The organism is Rhodopseudomonas sp. RCAM05734 (assembly GCF_052658035.1).
The window spans coordinates 3,946,006-3,966,194 of sequence record NZ_CP199742.1 but is presented as its reverse complement, the minus strand read 5'-3'; the positions used below and the strand labels follow the sequence as shown (position 1 = coordinate 3,966,194).

At 63.6% G+C, this 20,189-nt stretch carries 17 protein-coding genes and 3 pseudogenes; 10 read left to right on the top strand and 10 right to left on the bottom strand.

Annotated features, from left to right (window positions below):
- The first annotated feature begins 148 nt into the window (after nt 1-148).
- From ACUXVA_RS18690 to ACUXVA_RS18645, 10 genes and pseudogenes are all read left to right on the top strand, one after another.
- The gene (locus tag ACUXVA_RS18690; RefSeq protein WP_413776530.1) at nt 149-1,882 is read left to right on the top strand and encodes an ATP-binding protein; all 1,734 of its coding nucleotides are present in this window, start codon (nt 149-151) and stop codon (nt 1,880-1,882) included.
- Between the two features lie 254 nt (nt 1,883-2,136).
- A pseudogene (locus ACUXVA_RS18685) lies at nt 2,137-2,253 on the top strand (peroxidase-related enzyme); the annotation flags it as partial.
- 45 nt (nt 2,254-2,298) lie between these two features.
- Nucleotides 2,299-2,788, top strand: a pseudogene (locus ACUXVA_RS18680) (MgtC/SapB family protein).
- Between the two features lie 93 nt (nt 2,789-2,881).
- Complete coding sequence (locus ACUXVA_RS18675; protein WP_265083752.1) at nt 2,882-3,223, top strand: hypothetical protein; 342 nt, start codon at nt 2,882-2,884, stop codon at nt 3,221-3,223.
- Between the two features lie 187 nt (nt 3,224-3,410).
- Complete coding sequence (locus ACUXVA_RS18670) at nt 3,411-3,692, top strand: acyl carrier protein (RefSeq protein ID WP_265078968.1); 282 nt, start codon at nt 3,411-3,413, stop codon at nt 3,690-3,692.
- Nucleotides 3,693-3,701: 9 nt separating this feature from the next.
- Nucleotides 3,702-4,175, top strand: a complete 474-nt coding sequence (locus ACUXVA_RS18665) for a 3-hydroxyacyl-ACP dehydratase FabZ family protein (protein WP_265078969.1) — start codon at nt 3,702-3,704, stop codon at nt 4,173-4,175.
- On the top strand, nt 4,168-5,376 hold the full coding sequence (locus ACUXVA_RS18660; RefSeq protein WP_265078970.1) for a beta-ketoacyl-ACP synthase: 1,209 nt from the start codon (nt 4,168-4,170) through the stop codon (nt 5,374-5,376). Before ACUXVA_RS18665 ends, ACUXVA_RS18660 begins: the two co-directional genes overlap by 8 nt.
- Before the next feature lie 26 nt (nt 5,377-5,402).
- Nucleotides 5,403-6,683, top strand: coding sequence for a beta-ketoacyl-ACP synthase (locus ACUXVA_RS18655; protein ID WP_265078971.1), 1,281 nt, complete (start codon nt 5,403-5,405; stop codon nt 6,681-6,683).
- Nucleotides 6,684-6,775: 92 nt separating this feature from the next.
- Entirely contained in the window at nt 6,776-7,798 is a 1,023-nt protein-coding gene (locus tag ACUXVA_RS18650; protein WP_265078972.1) for a zinc-binding dehydrogenase, read from the top strand.
- Nucleotides 7,798-8,730 carry a lipid A biosynthesis lauroyl acyltransferase gene (locus tag ACUXVA_RS18645; protein ID WP_265078973.1) on the top strand — a complete coding sequence of 311 codons (933 nt, stop codon included), beginning with the start codon at nt 7,798-7,800 and terminating at the stop codon, nt 8,728-8,730. The genes ACUXVA_RS18650 and ACUXVA_RS18645 overlap by 1 nt, the downstream gene beginning before the upstream one ends.
- Nucleotides 8,731-8,913: 183 nt before the next feature.
- Here ACUXVA_RS18645 and ACUXVA_RS18640 read toward each other — a convergent pair whose 3' ends face one another.
- The 10 genes and pseudogenes from ACUXVA_RS18640 to ACUXVA_RS18595 form a co-directional block, all read right to left on the bottom strand.
- Nucleotides 8,914-10,011 carry a polyamine ABC transporter substrate-binding protein gene (locus ACUXVA_RS18640; protein ID WP_265078974.1) on the bottom strand — a complete coding sequence of 366 codons (1,098 nt, stop codon included), beginning with the start codon at nt 10,009-10,011 and terminating at the stop codon, nt 8,914-8,916.
- A gap of 9 nt (nt 10,012-10,020) precedes the next feature.
- Complete coding sequence (locus tag ACUXVA_RS18635) at nt 10,021-11,175, bottom strand: aminotransferase (RefSeq protein WP_265078975.1); 1,155 nt, start codon at nt 11,173-11,175, stop codon at nt 10,021-10,023.
- A gap of 6 nt (nt 11,176-11,181) precedes the next feature.
- Entirely contained in the window at nt 11,182-11,511 is a 330-nt protein-coding gene (locus tag ACUXVA_RS18630) for a rhodanese-like domain-containing protein (RefSeq protein ID WP_265078976.1), read from the bottom strand.
- A 107-nt stretch (nt 11,512-11,618) separates the two neighbouring features.
- Complete coding sequence (locus tag ACUXVA_RS18625) at nt 11,619-13,547, bottom strand: potassium transporter Kup (RefSeq protein ID WP_265078977.1); 1,929 nt, start codon at nt 13,545-13,547, stop codon at nt 11,619-11,621.
- A 117-nt stretch (nt 13,548-13,664) separates the two neighbouring features.
- Nucleotides 13,665-15,566: a potassium transporter Kup gene (locus ACUXVA_RS18620; protein WP_265078978.1), complete on the bottom strand. Its 1,902-nt coding sequence runs from the start codon at nt 15,564-15,566 to the stop codon at nt 13,665-13,667.
- 154 nt (nt 15,567-15,720) lie between these two features.
- Nucleotides 15,721-16,551: an OmpA/MotB family protein gene (locus ACUXVA_RS18615; RefSeq protein WP_445487451.1), complete on the bottom strand. Its 831-nt coding sequence runs from the start codon at nt 16,549-16,551 to the stop codon at nt 15,721-15,723.
- Nucleotides 16,552-16,583: 32 nt separating this feature from the next.
- On the bottom strand, nt 16,584-17,357 hold the full coding sequence (locus ACUXVA_RS18610) for a motility protein A (RefSeq protein ID WP_265078980.1): 774 nt from the start codon (nt 17,355-17,357) through the stop codon (nt 16,584-16,586).
- A gap of 282 nt (nt 17,358-17,639) precedes the next feature.
- Nucleotides 17,640-18,359: an RraA family protein gene (locus ACUXVA_RS18605; RefSeq protein WP_265078981.1), complete on the bottom strand. Its 720-nt coding sequence runs from the start codon at nt 18,357-18,359 to the stop codon at nt 17,640-17,642.
- A gap of 162 nt (nt 18,360-18,521) precedes the next feature.
- Nucleotides 18,522-19,405, bottom strand: a pseudogene (gene pssA / locus ACUXVA_RS18600) (CDP-diacylglycerol--serine O-phosphatidyltransferase).
- Between the two features lie 80 nt (nt 19,406-19,485).
- Complete coding sequence (locus ACUXVA_RS18595; RefSeq protein WP_265078982.1) at nt 19,486-20,184, bottom strand: phosphatidylserine decarboxylase; 699 nt, start codon at nt 20,182-20,184, stop codon at nt 19,486-19,488.
- Nucleotides 20,185-20,189: the final 5 nt, after the last annotated feature.

The window sequence follows — 20,189 nt, the reverse complement described above, 5'->3', positions numbered from 1 at the left end:
CGGCACTGATATACCGCTTTGCAGGCGTAGCGCTGCGAAGCGGACTTCGGGAACGCATGCCGACTTAACTGTTTGTGCAATTCCCGCCTGCATAGTCTTCCTCACCCGGGACGCGACGAGCAAATCAGACATGACCGATACGAACTCCATGGCGTCGTTTGGACGCATCATCTCAGTCCGTGGTTCCCTCGCCCGGGTCGGACTGTTGGCGTCCAGCCAGTTGGCGCCAGCGGAGGCCCGCGGCACCGTCGGCCGCTTCGTCAGCATTCGCTGCGCCAATTCGACGATCATCGCCATGATCACCGAAGTCTCGTGCGAGAACCTGCCGACCTCCGACCTCTATATCGCCAGCGCGTCGGTCGACCTGCTCGGCGAAATCATCGGCGGGCCTGCGCGCCCCAAGTTCCAGCGCGGTGTCACCAATTACCCGACCATCGGCGATCCCGTCGAGTTGATCACCAACCAGGAACTCCGCACGGTCTATGCGCCGACCGGCTCCGACCAGATCAATGTCGGCACGCTGCAACAGGACAGCTCGGTCATCGCCTATATCGATGTCGAGGAGATGCTCAGCAAGCATTTCGCCGTGCTTGGCTCGACCGGCGTCGGCAAATCATCAGGCGTCTCGCTGCTGCTCAATGAGATCCTCAAGGTGCGCCCGAACCTGCGCATCTTCCTGCTCGACGTCCACAACGAATACGGCCGCTGCTTCGGCGACCGCGCGCTGGTGCTCAATCCGCGCAACCTGAAGCTACCGTTCTGGCTGTTCAATTTTGAGGAAATCGTCGACGTACTGTTCGCCGGCCGCCCCGGCGTGCCGGAAGAGCTGGAAATCCTCAGCGAGGTGATCCCGATCGCCAAGGGGGTCTATACCCAGTACCAGAACGCCGACCGGATCGGATTGAAGCGCATCGATCCGAAGACGATCGGCTATACCGTCGACACGCCGGTCCCCTATCGGCTGGTCGACCTGATCTCGCTGATCGACGAGCGCATGGGCAAGCTCGAAAACCGCTCGTCGCGCATCATCTATCACAAGCTGATTTCGCGGATTGAGACCGTCCGCAACGATCCGCGCTACGCCTTCATGTTCGACAACGCCAACGTCGGCGGCGACACCATGGCGGAGGTGATCTCCTATCTATTCCGCCTGCCCGCCAACGGCAAGCCGATGACCATCATGCAGCTCGCCGGCTTCCCGGCCGAGGTCGTCGACTCCGTGGTGTCGGTCCTGTGCCGGATGGCGTTCGATTTCGGGCTGTGGAGCGACGGCGTCTCGCCGCTGCTGTTCGTCTGCGAAGAAGCGCATCGCTACGCCTCTGCCGACCGCAACATCGGCTTTGGCCCCACCCGCAAGGCGGTCTCGCGCATCGCCAAGGAAGGCCGGAAATACGGCGTCTATCTCGGCCTCGTGACGCAGCGCCCAGCAGAACTCGACGCCACCATCATTTCCCAGTGCAACACCCTGTTCGCCATGCGCCTTGCCAATGATCGCGACCAGGCGCTGCTGCGCTCGGCCGTCTCCGATGCTGCCGCCAACTTGCTGTCCTTCGTGCCCTCGCTCGGCACCCGTGAAGTGCTGGCATTCGGCGAAGGCGTCGCCCTGCCGACACGACTACGCTTCAAGGAAGTGCCGGCGCATCAGTTGCCGCGATCGGAGGCAACCATTTCGACCGTGCCGTCCGTCGCAGCTGGGCACGACATGCATTTCGTCGGCGCCGTGCTGGAGCGCTGGCGCGGAGCGACATCGCATCGCGATGTGCCGAACGATCCGGGCTTCACCGAGCGTCCCGTCGCACGATCCGGCGAAGCACCGATGCTGCAGCCGTCGCTGGGCCTCGACCCCGACCGCTTCTCGCTGCTGAAGAAGCCGCTGCGCTGACTTCACCTCTCCCTGCCCTTTCGCGGGGAGAGGTCGAAGCCGAGCGTCAGCTCGGCTCCGGGTGAGGGGCTGCCAGTGTTTTGCACGATAGTCCCCTCACCCGACGAGCGCCGCCGCCTCTAAGTACACCCAGCTACTTCTCCCCCGCGCGCTCATCGCCTATGTTCGCCGCCTGCGCACGGCGCGCCGGACGGACCCAGCCGATGACACTGCCCACGCGCTTTCCTGTCCCTGCACTCGACACCCTGCCCGGCGACATCTGGGACATCACCGCGATCGCCGCATTCTTCGCGCTGTCCAACCGGATGGCCAATGTCATAGACATGAAGCCGAACGTCGAATTTGACATGATGGGCCGGCTGCCGAAGTAGCGCCGCGCACCGGGGAGTATCGCATTGCACGACTGGCCGGAAATCATGCTGCGTCTTGGCGTCGCCGCGCTGGCAGGCGGCGCCATCGGTCTCAACCGCGATCTGCATGGCAAGCCGATTGGCCTGCGGACGCTATCGCTGGTCAGCCTCGCCACCGCCATGATCGTGATGCTGTCGGATCCCACCGGGGATCCCGGCCGCTTCACCGATGCCACCAGCCGCGTCGTCCAGGGCATTCTCACTGGCATCGGCTTTCTCGGCGCCGGCGTGATCTATCACGCCGGCGCGCATGCCCGGATCTCGCGGGCTGACCAGTGCGGCCTGCACCTGGCTGACCGCCTGCGTCGGCATCCTGTGCGGCGCAGGCCAATGGCACATCGTCGCCATTGCCCTGGCCATCACCTTCATCATTCTGGTGGCCGGCGGCCCCACCGAACGGTGGCTGCACCGGGCGCTGGGCGGCAAAGCCGATCAAGGCGCCCCCACCAACCAGCCGGCCCCATCGCCGGACGCCGGACCGCAGCCACTTCCGTAGAGCATTCGTGCCATGCGAACTCTGTTTGTGTCCCGCGGGGCCGGCGTGCTAAAATTCGAAGATAACAGTGGCTGAGCAGGCCATCGGGCGATGATGAAGACCCAGAAGCCGATCATCAGGGAGCAGGACGAGCATCGCGTGCTCAAATTTGTGCCGCGATCCTCTGCGCATGCATCACCGATTCCCAGCAGTCATTCTCATCGCGCCCCTTTGTCGTCCGAGCACGACGACCTTGCGCGCTATCGGCAGGATCGCGACGAGCCGGACGATTTTCGCCACCGGATGCTGGCCAATACGGCGGCGTTCGCCCTGACCGCGGCGCTCACCGGCATCGGGATCTGGCTGGCCATCAGTATCGCCGACCTGCGCAAGACCCAGGATTGCGTGCTGATGGGACGCCGGGACTGCGCCCATATTGCCTCGACGCCACCGTGAGACGTGCGGGATAATAGTCCGCTGGGTGGAACTGGCTGGTGAGCGGGTGCTCAACTGCCATTGAACTGGGGGCGTCCCTCCGTTATACGGGCAAACGACTCCTTACGGCGGACAGGGCGTTTCGGGGCCGAGCCCCCTCTTTCCGCGTCGCCCCGACATTTATCTTCAATATATCAAAGGCTTAACGATGTCCTCCACATTCGAGCAGGTTGCCACGATCATCGCTGAAACCTGCGACATCCCTCGCGACACGATCACACCGGAAAGCCATGCGATTGACGATCTGGGCATCGACAGCCTGGACTTCCTCGATATTGCCTTTGCCATCGACAAGGCCTTCGGCATCAAGCTGCCGCTGGAAAAATGGACCCAGGAAGTCAATGACGGCAAGGCGACCACCGAGCAGTATTTTGTCCTGAAGAACCTGAGCGCCCGCATCGACGAATTGGTCGCGGCCAAGGGCGCGTAACGCCCCGCCATGAACCTCGAATATTTTCACCTCATCGACCGCATCACCGACCTCGACACAGGCGCGCGCCGGATTACGGTCGAAGCGATCGTGCCGCAGACCAGCACGATCTTCGAGGGCCACTTTCCGGGCTATCCGCTGATGCCCGGCGTGTTGCTGATCGAGGCGATGGCGCAGACCTCCGGCTGGCTGTTGATTGCGCTGAACAAGTTCGAGCGCATGCCGTTCCTGGCCGCCGTGAAGGAAGCCAAGATGCGGAGTTTCATCACGCCGGGTGAGACACTGAAGATCGACGCCACGATGGCGCATGACGGCTCCGGCTTCGCTATGACCGATGTGAAGATCACTGTCGCCGGCAAGACTACCTGCAACGCCACGCTGACGTTCCGAATCGTCCCCTTCCCGCATCCGGACCTGCGCGGGCATATGGAAACCATGGCCAAGCGGATCAACTTCCCTCACGAGGCAATGGCTAATGGCTGACACGAAATCGGCAACCTCCACACCGGTGGAAGCCTGGATCACCGGCATCGGCCTCGCGACCTCGCTCGGCGAAGGTCCGGACGCCCATTGGGACGCGCTCAACGACAAGCGTATCAATGTCGATGAGACGGGCTTTGCGCCCTACATCGTCCATCCGCTGGCCCCGGTGTCCTTCGACTCGCAGATCCCGAAGAAGGGCGATCAGCGGCAGATGGAAGCCTGGCAGCGCATCGGCACCTATGCCGCCGGCCTCGCGCTGGAATCCGCTGGCCTCAAGGGCAACAAGGACATCCTGTCGAAGATGGACATGATCGTCGCCGCCGGCGGCGGCGAACGCGATCTCGCGGTCGATTCCGGCATCCTCAATTCCGAGGCGCATGGCGCCTCAGCCCCGGGCTTTCTCAACGAGCGGCTGCTGAACGACCTGCGCCCCACGCTGTTTCTCGCCCAGTTGTCGAACCTGCTGGCCGGTAACATCGCCATCGTGCACGGCGTCACCGGTTCGTCGCGCACCTTCATGGGCGAGGAAGCTGCCGGCGTCGACGCAGTGCGCATTGCGCTGGCACGCATCGCGGCCGGCCAGAGCGACATCGCGCTGATCGGCGCGGCGCATAACGGCGAGCGCAAGGATCTGCTGCTGCTGTACGAGTTTGCCGACTTCAACCTGAAGAACAAGTTCGAGACGGTGTGGGCGCGCGAGAAGAACAGCGGCTTCGCGCTGGGCTCGGGCGGCGCCTTCCTGGTGATCGAGTCGAGGGCCCACGCCGAGGCGCGCGGCGCGAAGCCGTTTGCGCGGCTCACCAACGTGGTCGCCGATCATGCCCGCCGCAAGCATCCAGGCGAAGTCACGGCCTCGCTGGAGACGCTGTGGGGCAAGCTCGGCACGATCAAGGACGATGCCGCCATAATCACCGGCGCAACGGGCGCGGAGCCCGTGACCTCGGAAGAGCGCAACTTCCTGCATGAGCATCCCGGCGTTCCCGTTCGCGGCACCGGCACGCTGTTCGGCCATACGCTGGAGACGCAGTTTCCGCTCGGGCTCGGGCTGGCGGCGCTGGCGATCTCGCGCGGTGCGCTGTTTCCACCGAACGATTCCACCGGCCTCGAGATTGCAATGTCGAAGCCGCCCACCCAGATTGTGGTGATCGGCGCCGGCCACTGGCGCGGCGAAGGCATGGCGCTGGTCGAAGCCATCAATTAATCGCGTTGAACCGCGACGGAGAGATCATGAGCGCAACACGCGATAAATTCGGCCGACCGATCGTCGTCGTAACCGGCATGGGCGTGGTGACCTCGCTCGGCGCGGGCAAGTCCGACAACTGGGCCAAGCTGACCGCCGGCGAATCCGGCATCCGCACCATCACGCGATTTCCCATCGATGGCATGAAGACGACGATGGCCGGGACGGTCGACTTCGTTCCCGTCGATCCGTTCTCGTCGACCGACCTGTCGGAGAAGCTCGCGGATATCGCGACCGAGGAAGCCGTGGCGCAGGCAGGCCTCGGCAGCAAAGGCGATTTCCCCGGCCCGCTGTTTCTGGCCGTGGCGCCCGTCGAAGTGGAATGGCCGCAGCGCCAGGCCGTGGCGCGCGCCACCGGCGCCAATACCGACATCGACTATGATGCCCTGCTGCGCGTCGCGTCCGGCGGCAAGTTCACCGCCTATCACAACCGTTTCATGTTCGGCTCGGTGGCTGATCACCTCGCGGAGACGTTCGGCACCAAGGGCTCGCCGATCTCCACCTCGACGGCCTGCGCCTCGGGTGCCACCGCGATCCAGCTCGGCGTCGAAGCTATCCGCCGCGGGGAAGCCGATGCAGCGCTGTGCGTCGGCACCGACGGCTCGGTCAATCCGGAAGCGCTGATCCGCTTCTCGCTGCTGTCGGCGCTCTCCACGCACAACGATCAGCCGCAGGCCGCGGTGCGGCCATTCGCCAAGAACCGCGATGGTTTTGTCATGGCGGAAGGCGCCGGTGCGCTGGTGCTGGAAAGCCTGGAAGCCGCGCAGGCGCGCGGCGCGAAGATTCTCGGCATTGTCGCCGGCTGCGGCGAACTCGCCGACTCCTTCCACCGCACCCGCTCGAGCCCGGACGGCAAGCCGATCGTCGGCTGCGTCCACAAGGCGCTGGACGATGCCGGCCTCAGCTCCGACCAGATTGACTACATCAATGCTCACGGCACCGGCACGCCGGAGAACGACAAGATGGAGTATCTCGGCATCTCCACGGTGTTCGGCGAGCGCGCCAAGCAGATCCCGGTCTCATCGAACAAGTCCATGGTCGGCCACACCCTCTCCGCCGCTGGTGCGGTGGAGGCGGTGTTCTCGCTGCTCACGCTCGAGCACCAGCGGATCCCGCCGACCATCAACTACGATGTTCCCGATCCGGCGATCCCGTTCGACGTGGTCCCCAATACCGCACGCGACGCACGTGTCACCGCGGTGATGTCGAATTCGTTCGGCTTCGGCGGCCAGAACGCCTCGCTGATCCTGACCCGCGAGCCGATTTAGCCCGCGCGTAACTCCCTGCGCCGGTTGACGCCATAGCGTGAACCGGCGATACGCAACCATCAGAAATCACTTTATTGCCGGAGACGCAGTTCATGCGTGCGCTCAATCTCGTTGCCGACCGTGAGCTCGTCGTCGTCGATCAGCCTGCCCCACCGCCGCCGGAGGCCGGCGAGGTACAGATCCGCGTCAAGGCGGTGGCGCTGAACCACATCGACGTCTGGGGCTTTCGCGGCATGGCCTTCGCCAAGCGCAAGCTGCCGCTGGCCGTCGGCGCCGAGGCTTCCGGCGAGATCGCTGCGGTCGGCGAAGGCGTGACCAACTTCAAGCCCGGCCAGAAGGTCGTGATGTACGGCGCCAAGACCTGCGGCGTCTGCAAGCCCTGTATCGAAGGCCGCGACAATTTCTGCGAAAACGTCGGCGGCCTTTACGGCTTCCACCTCGACGGCTTTTCCCGCGAGCTGATGAACATGCCGGCGCGGCTCGTGATCCCCGTCCCCGACAATGTGAGCCTGCGCGACGCCGCCTGCGCGCCGATCGCATTCTCCACCGTGCAGCACATGCTGTTCGACAACGCCAAGCTGCAGCCCGGCGAAACCATTCTGGTGCACGCCGGCGGCTCCGGCATCGGCACCGCTGCCATCATGATGGCCAAGAAGATCGGCTGCACGGTGATCACCACGGTGGGCGACGATTCCAAGATCGAAGGCGTCAAGGCGCTGGGCGCCGACCATGTGATCAACTACCGCAAGGATCGCTTTGAGGGCGAGACGCGCAAGATCACCAAGAAGAAGGGCGTCGACGTCGTGTTCGAACACGTCGGTGCCGATACGTTCAACGGCTCATTGCTGGTGATGAAGCGCGGCGGCCGTCTGGTCACCTGCGGCTCGACCTCCGGCCCGACCACGACCATCAACCTGATGCAGCTGTTCCAGCAGCAGTACCGCATCTTCGGTTCGTTCGGCGCCACCATGAAGAACATTGCGGAGAGCCTCGACAAGATGGCCGACGGCATGCTGCCGGTGATCGACACCGAAGTCTCGATGGACGACGTCGAGCCGGCCCTGAAGCGCATGGAGAGCCGTCAGGTGTTCGGCAAGATCATCGTTCACTTCTGATGCTGCGGCTGTTCCTCCGCACCCGCGCCCGCATCCGCGACGCCATCAAGCCGGCGGGCGAGGCTGTGGTCGGGGCGCTGACCATCGCGCTGCTCCGCACCACCCGCTATTTCGATCCGATCAAGACCGCCGACCTGTTTGCGAAGATCACGCAGAAGATCGGCCCGCTGTTTCGCGAGGACAAGATCGGCCGCGCCAACCTCACCGCGGCCTTCCCGGAAAAATCTCCGGAAGAGATCGAGAAAATTCTCGCCGGCGTGTGGGGCAACATGGGTCGGTTCGCCGCCGAGTTCGCGCATCTCGATCACGTCTGGGAGCACGACCCCGCGCATCCCGAACTCAGCCGCATCGAAATCCCTGAGCGCACCCACGAGCTGTTCGCGCAACTCCGCCTCGACGGCAAGCCCGCACTGATCTTCGCCGCCCATATCGGCAACTGGGAATTGCCGGCGCTCGCAGCCGTAGCCCACGGACTCGAGGCCACTGTTCTCTATCGCCGACCGAACATCGAGGCCGTCAACCGCGTCATCGAGCAGATCCGTGCGGTCAATATGGGGACAATGGTCGCGGCCAGCCACGACGCGCCGGTGAAGCTGGCGCATGCCCTGAGCGACGGCCAGCATGTGGCCATGCTGGTGGACCAGTGGTTCACCAATGGCGTCGAGGTCGATTTCTTCGGCCGCAAGACAAAAGCCAATCCCATGCTGGCGCGGCTGCTGCGCCAGGTCGATTGCCCGATCCATGGCGTCCGCATCATCCGCCTGCCCGGCCACCGTTTTCGCGCCGAGTTGTCCGAGGAAGTGAAGCCAGTGCGCACCGCCGACGGCAAGGTCGACGTGCAGGGCACCATGCAGGCGGTGACCTCCGTGCTGGAGGGCTGGATCCGCGAATATCCGGACCAGTGGCTGTGGCTGCATCGCCGCTGGCGGTAAGCTTGTTCTGAAGTCTACCGGCGGCGGCGCCTACGCGCTTGTCATCCCCGCGCATGCGGGGATCCAGTAAACGCAGGCTGATCGGCTTTAACGATCGCGCGATGACTGGATCGCCCGGTCCAGGCGCACAATTGCGCGCCAGGCCGGGCGACGACAGTTGCGTATCGGAGCAACGACAGAGACTTACCTCCCCGTCTTCACTTTCGTCCACAGGCGATTGATCACACGCTGGGTCGCCGGGTCGCGCGCGGTGATGACGAACAGCTTCTTCAGCGTCGCTTCGTCCGGGTAGACGGTCTTGTCATCAAGGATCTTCGGATCGATCAGCTTCTGGCTGGCGAGATTGCCGTTGGCATATGACAGGTAATCCGAATTCTTGGCGGCGACCTCCGGCCGGTAGAGATAGTTGATCAGCGCATAGGCCTCATCGACGTTCTTGGCGTCCGCCGGGATCGCGAGATTGTCCAGGAACATCTGCGCGCCCTCCTTCGGGATGGCATAGCCGATCTCGACGCCGTTATTGGCCTCGGCGGCGCGACGCTGCGCCTGCTTGATGTCGCCGGACCAGCCGACCACGAGGCAGATCTCACCGGTGGCCAGCGCGCTGAGATATTCAGACGAATGAAATTTGCGCACGTAAGGCCTGATCCTGCTGACGAGATCGGCCGCCTTTTCGAGATCGCCTGCCTTGGTCGAATTGGGATCGAGACCGAGATAGCTCAGCGCCGCCGGCAGGATGTCGTCAGCGGAATCCAGCATGTGGATGCCGCAATCCTTGAATTTCGCGATGGTCTCCGGCTTGAACACGATGTCCCAGCTGTCGATCCTGGCGCCGGGTCCGAGGATTTTCTCCGTCGCCTTGACGTTGTAGCCGATGCCGGTGGTGCCCCACATGTAGTTGGCGGCAAACTGGTTGCCGGGATCGTAGACATTGAGACGACTGGTGACAACGTCCCATGCGTTGGCAAGATTGGGCAGCTTCGCCCTGTCGAGCTTCTGGAAGATTTTTGCGGCGATCTGGCGCTGCAGAAAATAGGCCGTAGGGACGACCACGTCGTAGCCGGACTTGCCGGCGAGCAGCCGGGTCTCCAGCGTCTCGTTGGCGTCGAACGTGTCGTAGACGACCTTGATGCCGGTCTCCCGGGTAAAGTCATCGAGGACTCCCGGAGCCATATAGTTGGACCAGTTGTAGAAATTGACCACCCGCTCCTGCGCCCGCGCCGGGAGCGACAATGCCAGCGCGGCGATGAGACTTGTGATCTTGCAAATCCCGATGCCCACGACTTTCTCCTAGCGTCGATGCACCGCGTCCGACAGCCGCTCCAGCGCGGTGTCCAGCGTCGCATCCTTCTTGGCGAAGCAGAACCGCACCACCGATGTCACCGGATCTTCCTCGTAGAATGCCGACACCGGGATCGCGGCGACCTTGTAGTCATGGACGATGCGCTTGCAGAACGCCTCGTCGGTCTCGTTGAGGCCGAGCGGCGAGAGATCCACCGTGAGGAAATAAGTGCCCTGCGACTGGATCACGGGAAAGCCGATGCGCTCGAGCCCCGCTGCGAGGCGGTCGCGGCTGCGCGCCAGATCGGTCTGCATCTCCTTGAAGAATTCGTCGGCCTTGCCGAGTCCATAGGCGACGGCGACCTGCAGGTTGGGCGCGGTGGTGAAGGTGAGAAACTGGTGCACCTTGGCGCAGACCCGCAACAACGGCGGCGCGGCGCAGACGAAGCCGATCTTCCAGCCGGTCAACGAGAAGATCTTGCCGGCGGAGCCGATCTTGATGGTGCGATCGCGCATGCCGGGCATCGACATCAGCGGAATATGCTTGAAGCCTTCGAACACCACGTGCTCCCAGACCTCGTCGCAGATCGCGATGGTGTCGAACTCCTGACAGAATTTTGCCAGCAGTTCGAGGTCCTCGCGCGGATAGACCACCGCCGCTGGATTGAGCGGATTGTTGAACAGCACCGCCTTGGTCTTGTGATTGAAGACCGCGCGCAGGTCCTCTTCGGTGAGGCGCCAGTGCGGCGGCTTGAGACGCACCAGCCGCGGAATGCCGCCTGCCTGGCGGATCACCGGCAGATAGGAATCATAGACCGGCTGGAAACACACGACCTCGTCGCCGGGCTCGACCACCGCGAGGATCGCCGTGGTCAGGGCCTCGGTGCCGCCGGACGTCACCATGACCTCCGTCGTCGGATCCAGGTTGAGGCCGTGCCAGTGCCCATAATGGGTCGCGATGGCCTGGCGCAGTTCCGGCAGACCCATCATCGAGGGATACTGGTTGTAGCCGTTCAGCACCGCATCGGCCGCGGCCTGGCGGATATCCAGGGGGCCGGGATCGTCGGGAAAGCCCTGCCCGAGATTGATGGCGTTGTTGTCGCGCGCAAGCTGCGACATCGCCTCGAACACCGTGACGGGCAGGTTCGCAAAGATTGGATTCATCGAGGATCAGCCGCCGGTCTTGGACGGCAGACCTGCCGCTTTCCAGCCAAGCATGCCGCCGGCGAGATGCTTGTCGTAAGCGAACCCGGCGGCCTGCGCCGCCAGCGACGCAGTCACCGAGCGCTTGCCGGAACGGCAGGCGAACACAACCTGCTTGCCCTGGGGGTCGGGAATGTCCTTCGCATCGAAGCCCGACAACGGAACCACGACGGCATCCGGATAGGCCTCGACGGCGACCTCGTTGGGCTCGCGCACGTCGATCAGCAGATAGCGACCGTCGGCGATCCCCTTGGCGACGTCGTCCGGCGCCAAATCCTCAACACTGTTACCTGTCACCAGAACCTCCCCGCGCTCCGCCTTGCGGAACGAATTGCCACGTCGATCGTATCTGCGATGACCCGCCAAACTCGCCTTTGGCGCGCGGAAAATCAAGCACCCCGCGGTCAGATCGTGACCTGTGTACCCACTTCCACCACGCGCCCGGTGGGAATCTGGAAATAGTCGGTGGCGTCGTTGGCGGTGCGGCTGAGCGCTATGAACAGAAGGTCCTGCCAGCGCGGCATGCCGGAGTGGGCCGCCGGCTTGAGCGCGCGGCGGGACAGGAAGAACGACGTCGACATGATGTCGAATTGCCAACCGAGTTTTCGTGCGATCGCCAGCGCCTTCGGCACGTTAGGGGATTCCATGAAACCAAAGCGCAGCGTCACCTTGGAAAAGGTGGCGCTGATCTCCTCGAAGCGCACCCGTTCGGCGGGGTCGATCCGCGGCGTCGGCGCTGTCTCGATGGTAAGAATAACATTCTTCTCGTGAAGCACCTTGTAGTGCTTCAGACTATGCATCAGTGCGGTCGGCGCGCTTTCCGGATCGCTGGTGAGGAAAACGGCGGTGCCCGACACGCGCTGCGGCGGTCGCTTCTCCAGCATCGCGACGAGATCTTTGAGCGGGAATTCCAGCTTGCGGGATTTCTCGAACAAGAGCCGGCTTCCGCGCCGCCACGTATACATCAGCATGATGACCACGCCGCCGAGCGCCAGCGGCACCCAGCCGCCCTCGAACACCTTGAGCAGGTTGGCAGCAAGGAAAGTGAGATCGAGCAGCAGGAACGGCACGATCAGGGCGGCCGCCGCCCACGGCTTCCACTTCCAGACGCGCCAGATGACCACGAAGCCCATCATCGCCGTGACCACCATCGTGCCGGTCACCGAGATGCCATAGGCCGAGGCCAGCGCGCTCGACGAGCGGAACAGCAGCACCAGCAGCACGACGCTGATCAGCAGCAGCATGTTGACGCGGGGAATGTAGATCTGGCCTGAGTGCGACTCCGAGGTGTGCTTGATCTCGAAGCGCGGCAGCAGACCGAGCTGAATCGCTTGTCGCGTCAGCGAATAGGCGCCGGTGATGACCGCCTGGCTGGCGATGACCGTCGCCACCGTGGCGAGCAAGACCATCGGCAGCAGCGCCCAGTCCGGAAACATCAGGAAGAACGGGTTTTCCAACGCGGTGGGGTCGCCGATCACCAGGGCGCCCTGCCCGAGATAGTTCAGCGCCAGCGACGGCAGCACGATGGCCAGCCATGCGGTCTGGATCGGACGTTTGCCGAAATGCCCGAGGTCCGCATACAGCGCCTCGGCGCCGGTCACCGCCAGAAACACCGCGCCGAGCGTAACAAACCCGATGATGCCGTGGTGAAACATGAATGAGAAAGCGTGCATGGGGTTCAGCGCAAACAGCACTTCGGGATGCTTGAAGATCGGCGGGATCGCGGCAATCGCAATCACGGCGAACCAGACACACATGACCGGCCCGAAAAAGGCGGCCACCCGGGCCGTGCCCCGCGACTGTACCGCGAAAAGAACCAGCAGGATGATGATGGTCAAGGGCACGACGTAGGCGTCGAATGCCGACGTCACCAGCTTCATGCCCTCGATGGCGGAGAGTACCGACAGTGCGGGCGTAATCACGGCGTCGCCATAGAACAGAGCGCCGCTGATGATCCCCAGCAGGATGATCACGGCACTGCCGGAGCCGACCGCACGCTGCGCGAGCGCCATCAGTGCCAAGGTACCGCCCTCGCCGTTATTGTCGGCGCGCAGCAGGATCACGACATATTTCATCGTCACCACGATGATCAGGGCCCACAGGATCAACGACAGGACGCCCAGGACCGCCGCGTTGCTCACGCCGGCCGCGGTATGCCCTCCGGCCGCCACCAGGGCCTCCCTGAGGGCGTAGAGCGGGCTGGTGCCGATGTCCCCGTACACAACGCCGATGCTGCCCAGCATCAGCGATTTGAAGCCAGCGGTGGAATGGGTGTCCGCATGGCCCTTCTCCGCCGGCGTTTCCGCGGCGGGCACTGCAGTCTCGGTGGTCATCGGATGTGCCTCGAAAATGGCTTCACTGAACCGGGCAAAGCGAGCGGGCTTATAGCCCTGCGCAGAAGGCATAGCATACCGCTAATTTAGTCTACAGCCATGCAGAATTGTGGGAAATCAGATGGTCACCTGGGTCCCGACTTCGACCACCCTGCCGGTCGGAATCTGGAAATAGTCGGTCGCGTCGTTGGCCGAACGGCTCAGGGCAATGAACAGGTGATCCTGCCATAGCGGCATGCCGGACTGCGCCGACGGCTTCAGCGAGCGCCGCGACACAAAGAACGACGTCGCCATGATGTCGAACTGCCAGCCGAGCTTCCGCGCGATCACAAGCGCCTTGGGCACGTTCGGCGATTCCATGAAGCCGAAGCGCAGCCTGACGGTGGAAAACTTGTCGCTGATGTTTTCCATGCGAACCCGCTCGGCGGGGTCGACGCGCGGCGTCTGTCCGGTCTCGATGGTCAGGATCACGTTGTGTTCGTGGAGAACCTTGTTGTGCTTGAGATTGTGGAGCAGCGCAGTGGGCACGAAATTGGGATCGCTTGTCAGGAACACCGCGGTACCCTTGACGATATGCGGCGGGCGCTTTTCCAGGCTCTTGATCAGATCGACGAGCGGCACCTCGATGCGCCGCGTCTTGTTGATAAGGATTGCCGCACCCCGGCGCCAGGTCCAGATCACCACGGTCATGGTCAGACCGAACATCAGCGGGACCCAGGCGCCTTCCAGCAGCTTCAGGAAGTTGGCGCTGAAGAAGGTCATGTCGACCACCACGAAGGGCACGATCACGGCGGCAGCCGTCGCCGCCTTCCAGTTCCACAGTTTCCAGATCACCACAAAGCCCATGATGCCGTCGGCCACCATGGTCGTGGAGACAGCAATACCATAGGCCGACGCCAGTCCGCTGGAGGTCCGGAACAGCATCACCAGCAGCAGCACACCGATCAGCAGCAGTCGATTGACCCGCGGCAGATAGATCTGGCCGGCATGGGTTTCCGACGTGTAGCGCACTTCGAAACGCGGCAGCAGGCCGAGTTGAACGGCCTGACGGACCAGCGAATACGCACCGGTAATCACCGCCTGGCTGGCGATCACCGTTGCCGCGGTTGCCAGGATGATCAGCGGCACCAGCACGGCCTCGGGCACCATGCGATAGAAGGTATTCTCGATCGCCGCCGGATGGGACAGCACAAGCGCGCCCTGTCCGAAATAGTTGATCAGCAGTGCCGGCAACACGAAGTAGAACCATCCGGTCTGGATCGGCTTGCGGCCGAAATGGCCGAGATCGGCATAAAGCGCTTCGCCGCCGGTGACCGCGAGAAACACCGCACCGAGCGTCACCAGTCCGATTTCGCCATGCGTAAACAGAAACTGGATGGCGTAATATGGGTTGATCGCAGCCAGCACCGAGGGATCGTCGCTGATGTGATACAGCCCCATCAGTGCCAGCGTGATGAACCATGCGATCATGACCGGCCCGAAGGCGGAGGCCACCTTTGCCGTTCCGATGCGCTGCACAGAAAACAGCACGACGAGAATGACCACCGTGAGCGGCACGACGTAGTGCTCCAGCGCCGGCGCCGCGAGCTTGAGGCCTTCCACTGCGGACAGCACGGAGATCGCCGGCGTGATCATCGAATCGCCGATGAACATCGAGGCGCCGACCACGCCTAGCGCCAGCAGTGGCCAACTCCGCCGCCCCAGGGCCCGTTGCCCGAGCGCCATCAATGAGAGCGTGCCGCCCTCGCCGTTATTGTCGGCCCGCAGCAGCAGCAGCACGTATTTGGCGGTGACGACGATGAACAGCGCCCAGAGGATCAGTGACAGCACGCCGAGCACGATGGCTCGTGTGACCGGTTCCCCATGCGCAGCGGCACCGACGGCCTCGCGAAAGGCGTAAAGGGGCGATGTGCCGATATCGCCGAACACCACGCCGATGGCACCGAGCGTGAGCTGCCAAAATCCTGTCGTGACCGGCGCCTCGGTCGGGACTTCGGTTGATGTTTCGCTGATTGCCATGGCGGGAAGGGGATGCCCTGTCGGTGATTTCGATCCCGGCTATGGCGTGCCGGACATGACCAGTCAACCGACAGATTATAGCATATTTCTTGGCTCGTGCCGCCGGAAGCCGGGTTTTCCGGAACCAGGCGCCGAAACAGCCATCCGCGCCCTGTTATGGCTTCAGATTGGGCGGCAGCGGCGGCGGTTCCCGCATCAGGGTAATGGTCACCCGCCGGTTGGCCGCCATTGACGGATCGTCAGGGAACAGCGGCTGGCTGTCGGCCTTGCCGGACACCGAGAACACGTGGGCCGGCGGCAGCCCTTCCCGCTCCAGGATCTGGCGCACCACATTGGCGCGGTCGGCGGAAAGGTCAAACGCGTCATATTCGCTTCGTGACGGCACGAAGCCCGCGGCGGTATGGCCGACGATCGCCACCCGCAACGGCGTGGCCTTCAGCGGCACGGCCAGTTTCTGCAACAGCATGCGGGTGCGCTCGTAGGGTGCCTTGGAGCCGTCGGCAAACATTGAACGGCCGTTCTGGTCGATGATCTCCAGGTTGAGCCCTTGGCTGGTTTCCTCGAACATGATGTTCTTCGAGATCTCGCTGATCTCCGGCATGTCCTGCAGCGCCTGTCGCAGCGAAGCCGATGCCAGCGCGAACTCGCGGTCCATCTTCAGCTTGGCGCCGGCGGGCCGACCGCTTGCGGTTTCGTCGGGGCTGGTGATGTTGGAGGCTTCTTCGGGCGAAACGTGCGCCTTGTTCTTGGTCTGGCCGCGCGTCGGCAAGCCGTCGGATTCGATGACGCCGGAATAGCGTGCATCGGACTGGACGCCGAACGCGTCGCGCATCGAACCGGCGACGATCTTGAGCTTCGCAGTATCCTGGGTCGAATAGGACACAAGCATCACGAAGAAGCTCATCAGCAGACCCATCAGGTCCGCGAAGGTCACGAACCAGCCGTGGCCGCCAGCATGCTCCTCAGCTTTTTTCTTCTTGGCCATTGCCCTAATTCCGGTCCGTCGTCAGCCGCGGACTATGCCGGGACCGGCTCGCCTTCTTCGTGTCGATGCTTCTCGGGCAGATAGGCCAGCAGCATTTCGCGCACCAGCGTCGGACTCTTGGAATCGCGGATCATCAGGATGCCGTCGATGATCAGCGTTCGGTTGGTGTCTTCGTCGATCTTCTTGCCGTGCAGCTTGTCGGCGATGGGCAGACAGAACAGGTTGGCCACCAGCGCGCCGTACAAGGTCGCCAGCAGCGCCGTCGCCATGAACGGGCCGAGCTTGGAGGGATCCGACATGTTGGAGAACATCTGCACCATGCCGATCAGCGTACCGATCATGCCGAAGGCCGGCGCGCAGTCGCCGATCGCGCGATAGATCTTGCTGCCCTCGTCGAGGTGCATCAGAAAATTGTCGCGGTCGCGTTCAAGATTGTCGCGGATGAATTCGAGGTCGTAACCGTCGGCGACGAAGCGGATGCCCTTGGCGAGGAAGGGTTCGTCGGTCTCCACCTTTTCCAGTCCGACCGGCCCCTGCTTGCGGGCGATCTCGGCAATGCGCGCCAGTTCTTCCACCAGGTCGCGGGCCGACAGCCGGCTCATGGTGAACGCGAACTTCGCGCCCAGCGGCAGGCCGTGCATCATGACGCCGAGCGGGAAGCGGATCATCGTGGCGGTGATCGATCCGCCGAAGATGATGATCATGGCATGCTCGGAAATGAACATGTGGAGATCGCCGCCCATGAACACCATCAAGGTGATAACGGCCATGCCGCCAATGAGGCCGGCACTCGTCATGATATCCATGGTCAACTCCGACGCTACGCATGCGCAAACGATCGTCCGTGCTGGACGGCGCGCCGCTCAAATTGAGCCGCGCAACATCAACCTAGCTGGAGCGCCATTAAAGACCCGTAAAGCTTACTGTACTCAATGGCCGAAGCACGCGCGAAAACCGCCGTGTGCTTGCAAAGTGGTACTTAACCACACGGCTGAGCACGCGGATCGCACGCCTTCACGCTTTGCTAACCACGTTTGTCCCGCAATGGGCGGCGCGCGGGACAAACGGATGAGACCACTACTGCGGCGTCAGTGAATCTCCGCCGACCTCGCCAGCGCTTCCTTGAGCCGTGCGAGGGAGAAGTCGGCACTTCGGGCGATGTCGAGAATGGGCGTCTCGCGACGGCCGCAAAGTTCGGCGGCATCGGGAAGCTTTGCGGCGAGGTCGATCGGTATCACCACCGCGCCATGACGGTCGGCATGGATCAAATCGCCGCAGCGCACCGTCATCCCGGCGACCCGCACCTCGCCGCCGAAGTTCTCGGCATGGACGTACGCATGCGACGGGCCGATCGAGCCTGCCAGCGCCTGGAAGCCCGGAGCCCATTGCGGAATGTCGCGGATCGATCCGTCGGTAATGACGCCGAGGCAACCGAGCGCCTTGTGCACGGCGCTCTGGACCTCGCCCCAGAATGCGCCATAGCCCACATCGGCACCGTCGATATCCTGGATCACGCTGATGCGCGGCCCCACGCCGGTGCCGACATATTCATAATAGGCAATCCGCCGCGCCGATTGCTCGGCTGGCGTCAGGCCCGAGGCCAGGACGGAGCGGATCGTGACCGTGCGGGCATAGCCAACCATCGGCGGCAGATCGGGAAACGGGCAAACCAGCGGCTTGGTGGTGTAACCGACCAGCCGGCGTTCCGGCGCGACGACCTCCATGGCGTTGCAGATCGTCGGCGTATCGTAGCGCGCCAACGCTTCGAGCGTGGACGCGGGCAGCGGTCCGGTCGCGGGGTTTGTCAAGGCGTTTCTCCTGCTTTTCTGGGTCATGCATCCGGTCTTTGCCGGATGGTCGCACCTCGCATATAGCCGACTTCCGACGGCCATCCCATTGGCTGCCGGCGATCCATGCGAAATCGCTGCGCCGTGGGGACGGCACAGCGGTCTCAAGCGCGGATCGGCAGGTCAGTTCAGGCGGCCGGGCCGGTCAGCGGGGGGAAGCTCGGGCGTGGACGGCGCATAGGGCGACGCCGGACCGGCAGGCGCCATAGGATCGACAGCCGCCTCGGCCTGGGCCGCAAGGTTGCGTTCCTGCTCACGGTAGGACTTCCAGCCCCACGGCAGGCTCAGCAGATAGGCGACGGAAACAATCGACAGGATGTGCCACGGGTAGCTGATCAGCAGCGCGATGAACAACACCGCCGCGACGACCACGGGCAACACCATTTCACGCGGCACGCGCATCTTGACGGCCTTGCCGGAAAATACCGGCAGCCGGGACACCATCAAGAATCCGATCAGCAACGTGAACAGCGCCGTCAGCACGGCCGGCGGCATCGGCATGCCCAGGAACGACAGGTAAATCGGCAGCAGCACCGTGATCGCGCCAAGCGGCGCCGGCACGCCGGTGAAGAAATTGGCGGCGAAGGGCGGCTTGTTGGGATCGTCGAGGGTCGCGTTGAAGCGCGCCAGACGCAGCCCGCCGCCGATGGCGAAGATCATGGCGGCGATCCAGCCAACATTGTTCAGGTCATGCGTAGCTGCCAGAAATACAGGATGAGGCCCGGCGCAACGCCGAAATTGACGAAATCCGCCAAGCTGTCGAGCTCCGCGCCGAACTTCGACTGCCCCTTGATCATGCGGGCGACGCGCCCGTCGACGCCATCGAGCACCGCGGCAAAGACGATGGCGGCCACCGCCAGCTCCATTCGCCCCTCGGTGGACAGCCGAATCGCCGTCAACCCGGCGCAGATCGCCAGCAGGGTGATCACGTTGGGTACCAGCATCCGGACCGGAATCGGGTGGAACCGGCGGCGACGCATCTCGGTCGATTTGGGATCGATGGGCATTTGCATGGGGCTCTCTATAGCAAACGCCACCCTGCTCCGCCATTGTGGCGGCGACAGACACAAACCGGCGGGCGACGCGGTTAATCGACCCGGAAAGTGCGTCCGCCATCGCCGAGCTGGAAATCGGCCAGCACGGTCTCGCCGGCCACCGCGGTCTGGCCCACGGAAACCAGCGATTTGGTGCCCTCCGGCAGATAGACGTCGAGCCGCGAGCCGAAGCGGATCAGGCCGAAACGCTCGCCGGCACCCAGGGTCTGGCCTTCGCGGACGAACGAGACGATCCGCCGCGCCACCAGGCCGGCAATCTGCACCACGCCGATGCGGCCGCCGGGGATCGAAATCACCAGCGAATTTCGCTCGTTGTCCTCACTGGCCTTGTCGAGTTCGGCATTGATGAATTTGCCCGGACGATAGGCGATCCGATCGATCCGGCCGGTCACCGGACTGCGGTTCACGTGGCAATTGAACACGCTCATGAAGATCGAAATCCGCAGCAGCGGCTGGTCGCCGAGACCGAGTTCGGCCGGCGGCAGGACCATCGAGATCAACGACACCCGCCCGTCGGCCGGGGACACCACGATGCCTTCCCGCACCGGCGTCACCCGCACCGGATCGCGGAAGAACAGCGCACACCACACGGTCAGCACGGTTCCGATCCAGCCGAGCGGCGTCCAGATCCAGAACAGGATCAGCGTCGCCAGCGCGAAAGCGCCGATGAACGGATGGCCTTCCTTGTGGATCGGCGGGATTTGCGCGCGGATGGAATTGGCGATGGACATGGAAG

Bases quoted from the DNA above. Each gene is read 5' to 3' on its own strand.
- ACUXVA_RS18690 (WP_413776530.1), top strand. From the start codon at position 149: ATGGCGTCGTTTGGACGCATCATCTCAGTCCGTGGTTCCCTCGCCCGG.
- ACUXVA_RS18675 (WP_265083752.1), top strand. From the start codon at position 2,882: ATGAAGACCCAGAAGCCGATCATCAGGGAGCAGGACGAGCATCGCGTG.
- ACUXVA_RS18670 (WP_265078968.1), top strand. From the start codon at position 3,411: ATGTCCTCCACATTCGAGCAGGTTGCCACGATCATCGCTGAAACCTGC.
- ACUXVA_RS18665 (WP_265078969.1), top strand. From the start codon at position 3,702: ATGAACCTCGAATATTTTCACCTCATCGACCGCATCACCGACCTCGAC.
- ACUXVA_RS18660 (WP_265078970.1), top strand. From the start codon at position 4,168: ATGGCTGACACGAAATCGGCAACCTCCACACCGGTGGAAGCCTGGATC.
- ACUXVA_RS18655 (WP_265078971.1), top strand. From the start codon at position 5,403: ATGAGCGCAACACGCGATAAATTCGGCCGACCGATCGTCGTCGTAACC.
- ACUXVA_RS18650 (WP_265078972.1), top strand. From the start codon at position 6,776: ATGCGTGCGCTCAATCTCGTTGCCGACCGTGAGCTCGTCGTCGTCGAT.
- ACUXVA_RS18645 (WP_265078973.1), top strand. From the start codon at position 7,798: ATGCTGCGGCTGTTCCTCCGCACCCGCGCCCGCATCCGCGACGCCATC.
- ACUXVA_RS18635 (WP_265078975.1), bottom strand. From the start codon at position 11,175: ATGAATCCAATCTTTGCGAACCTGCCCGTCACGGTGTTCGAGGCGATG.
- ACUXVA_RS18625 (WP_265078977.1), bottom strand. From the start codon at position 13,547: ATGACCACCGAGACTGCAGTGCCCGCCGCGGAAACGCCGGCGGAGAAG.
- ACUXVA_RS18620 (WP_265078978.1), bottom strand. From the start codon at position 15,566: ATGGCAATCAGCGAAACATCAACCGAAGTCCCGACCGAGGCGCCGGTC.
- ACUXVA_RS18615 (WP_445487451.1), bottom strand. From the start codon at position 16,551: ATGGCCAAGAAGAAAAAAGCTGAGGAGCATGCTGGCGGCCACGGCTGG.
- ACUXVA_RS18610 (WP_265078980.1), bottom strand. From the start codon at position 17,357: ATGGATATCATGACGAGTGCCGGCCTCATTGGCGGCATGGCCGTTATC.
- ACUXVA_RS18595 (WP_265078982.1), bottom strand. From the start codon at position 20,184: ATGTCCATCGCCAATTCCATCCGCGCGCAAATCCCGCCGATCCACAAG.